The 3198-nt window shown below is 49.8% G+C and carries 2 rRNA genes; both read left to right on the top strand.

Annotated features, from left to right (window positions below):
- The first annotated feature begins 101 nt into the window (after nt 1-101).
- Nucleotides 102-3009: ribosomal RNA gene (locus CP366_RS10230) — 23S ribosomal RNA — on the top strand.
- A gap of 70 nt (nt 3010-3079) precedes the next feature.
- Nucleotides 3080-3196: ribosomal RNA gene (rrf, locus tag CP366_RS10225) — 5S ribosomal RNA — on the top strand.
- The last annotated feature ends 2 nt before the right edge of the window (nt 3197-3198 follow it).

Genomic DNA, 3198 nt, shown 5'->3' with positions numbered 1-3198 from the left:
AAAGAGCTAGTACATTGAAAACTGAATATAATCCAAGCAAAAAACCGAGACAATCAAAGAGAACAGATTGTAGAGCGACCGAGAAGAGAATTCTTGAGTAAGGTCAAGTAGAAAAGGGCGCACGGTGAATGCCTAGGCACTAACAGCCGAAGAAGGACGTGACGAACTACGAAAAGCTTCGGGGAGCGGTAAGTACGCAGTGATCCGGAGATATCCGAATGGGGGAACCCAATGCAGAGATGCATTATTGATTAGTGAATAGATAGCTAATCAAAGGAAGACGCAGTGAACTGAAACATCTAAGTAGCTGCAGGAAGAGAAAGAAAGATCGATTTCCTTAGTAGCGGCGAGCGAAGAGGAAAGAGCCCAAACCAAGTGATTTATCATTTGGGGTTGTAGGACTGCGACGTGGCAGTGTAAGAGATAGTTGAATTATCTGGGAAGGTAAGCCAGAGAGGGTGAGAGCCCCGTAAGCGAAATCTCAAGCACGCCTAGCAGAATCCTGAGTAGGCCGGGACACGAGGAATCCCGGTTGAAACCGCGAGGACCATCTCGCAAGGCTAAATACTAGTTAGTGACCGATAGTGAACCAGTACCGTGAGGGAAAGGTGAAAAGAACCCCGGAAGGGGAGTGAAAAAGAACCTGAAACCGTGTGTCTACAAGTAGTCAAAGCACATTAAAGTGCAATGGCGTGCCTTTTGTAGAATGAACCGGCGAGTTACGTTATCTAGCGAGGTTAAGTCAGAAAAGACGGAGCCGGAGCGAAAGCGAGTCTTAATAGGGCGAAAAGTTAGGTGACGTAGACCCGAAACCAAGTGACCTACCCATGACCAGGCTGAAGGTGTGGTAAAACGCACTGGAGGGCCGAACCCACGTAAGTTAAAAATTGCGGGGATGAGTTGTGGGTAGCGGTGAAATTCCAAACGAACTTGGAGATAGCTGGTTCTCTCCGAAATAGCTTTAGGGCTAGCCTCGTGGAGAGGATAATGGAGGTAGAGCTCTGTTTGGACTAGGGGCCCGTCAGGGGTTACTGAATCCAGATAAACTACGAATTCCAGATATCCATACACGGGAGTCAGACTGCGAGTGATAAGATCCGTAGTCGAAAGGGAAACAGCCCAGATCACCAGTTAAGGTCCCCAAATCTATGCTAAGTGGAAAAGGATGTGGAGTTGCGTAGACAACTAGGACGTTGGCTCAGAAGCAGCCATCATTCAAAGAGTGCGTAATAGCTCACTAGTCGAGTGGCGCTGCGCCGAAAATTTACCGGGGCTAAGCATAGTACCGAAACTGTGGATGTGTTTTAAAGAGCACGTGGTAGGAGAGCGTTCTAAGGGCGGAGAAGTTGAATCGAGAGGATCAATGGAGCGCTTAGAAGTGAGAATGCCGGTATGAGTAGCGAAAGATAGGTGAGAATCCTATCCGCCGAAAGACTAAGGTTTCCTGGGGCAGGCTCGTCCGCCCAGGGTAAGTCGGGACCTAAGGCAAGGCCGAGAGGCGTAGTCGATGGATAACAGGTAGAGATTCCTGTACTGTGTCAAATCGTTAAGAGCGAAGGAGGGACGCAGGAGGTGAAGCACGCATCGCGATGGAACGATGTTCAAGCAACAAGTGCGGTTAAGAGTCAAATGCTTCTAACCAGCAACACGAGTTGTGAAGAGGAGTGAATTAAAAGTAGCGAAGGTGTGGTAATCACACTGCCAAGAAAAGCTTCTAGCCAGAGATGACATACCCGTACCGCAAACCGACACAGGTAGTCGAGTGGAGAACACTAAGGTGAGCGAGAGAACTCTCGTTAAGGAACTCGGCAAAATGACCCCGTAACTTCGGAAGAAGGGGTGCTAGCCAAGAGATTGGTTAGCCGCAGTGAATAGGCCCAAACAACTGTTTATCAAAAACACAGGTCTCTGCAAAATCGTAAGATGACGTATAGAGGCTGACACCTGCCCGGTGCTGGAAGGTTAAGAGGAGAGCTTAGCGTAAGCGAAGGTTTGAATTGAAGCCCCAGTAAACGGCGGCCGTAACTATAACGGTCCTAAGGTAGCGAAATTCCTTGTCGGGTAAGTTCCGACCTGCACGAAAGGTGTAATGATTTGGGCACTGTCTCAACGAGAGACTCGGTGAAATTATAATACCCGTGAAGATGCGGGTTACCCGCGACAGGACGGAAAGACCCCATGGAGCTTCACTGTAGCTTGATATTGAGTATCTTTTAAACATGTACAGGATAGGTAGGAGCCAGAGAAGATAGGACGCTAGTCTTATTGGAGGCAATGTTGGGATACTACCCTTGTTTGAAGGATGCTCTAACCTCGACCTGTAAGCCAGGCCAGGGACAGTGTCAGGTGGGCAGTTTGACTGGGGCGGTCGCCTCCTAAAGTGTAACGGAGGCGCTCAAAGGTTCCCTCAGAATGGTTGGAAATCATTCGCAGAGTGTAAAGGTATAAGGGAGCTTGACTGCGAGAGAGACAACTCGAGCAGGTAGGAAACTAGGACTTAGTGATCTGGTGGTACCGTATGGAAGGGCCATCACTCAACGGATAAAAGCTACCCTGGGGATAACAGGCTTATCTCCCCCAAGAGTTCACATCGACGGGGAGGTTTGGCACCTCGATGTCGGCTCGTCGCATCCTGGGGCTGAAGTCGGTCCCAAGGGTTGGGCTGTTCGCCCATTAAAGCGGCACGCGAGCTGGGTTCAGAACGTCGTGAGACAGTTCGGTCCCTATCCGTCGTGGGCGTAGGAAATTTGAGAGGAGCTGTCCTTAGTACGAGAGGACCGGGATGGACGCACCGCTGGTGTACCAGTTGTTCCGCCAGGAGCATCGCTGGGTAGCTATGTGCGGAAGGGATAAGCGCTGAAAGCATCTAAGTGCGAAGCCCCCCTCAAGATGAGATTTCCTTTGCGTAAGCAGTAAGACACCTCAGAGACGATGAGGTAGATAGGCTGGGAGTGGAAGTCCTGTGAAGGATGGAGCGGACCAGTACTAATCAGTCGAGGACTTGACCAAAGCGAAGCAAACTGGAAGGTTTTTTGCGAGAAGGATTATGTTTAGTTTTGAGTGTAAAAGCTCAAAAGAGTACGGTGGCGAAAGCAAGAAGGATACACCTGTTCCCATGCCGAACACAGAAGTTAAGCTTCTTAACGCCGAAAGTAGTTGGTGGGCAACTGCCTGCGAGGAAAGGAAGCTGCCGTGCTC

Origin of the sequence: Lactobacillus sp. UMNPBX15, from assembly GCF_002553785.1 — a bacterium.
GTDB classification, from domain to species: Bacteria; Bacillota; Bacilli; order Lactobacillales; family Lactobacillaceae; genus Lactobacillus; species Lactobacillus crispatus.
Note: the sequence above shows the minus strand (reverse complement) of the source record. Positions and strands in the feature narration are given on the sequence as shown.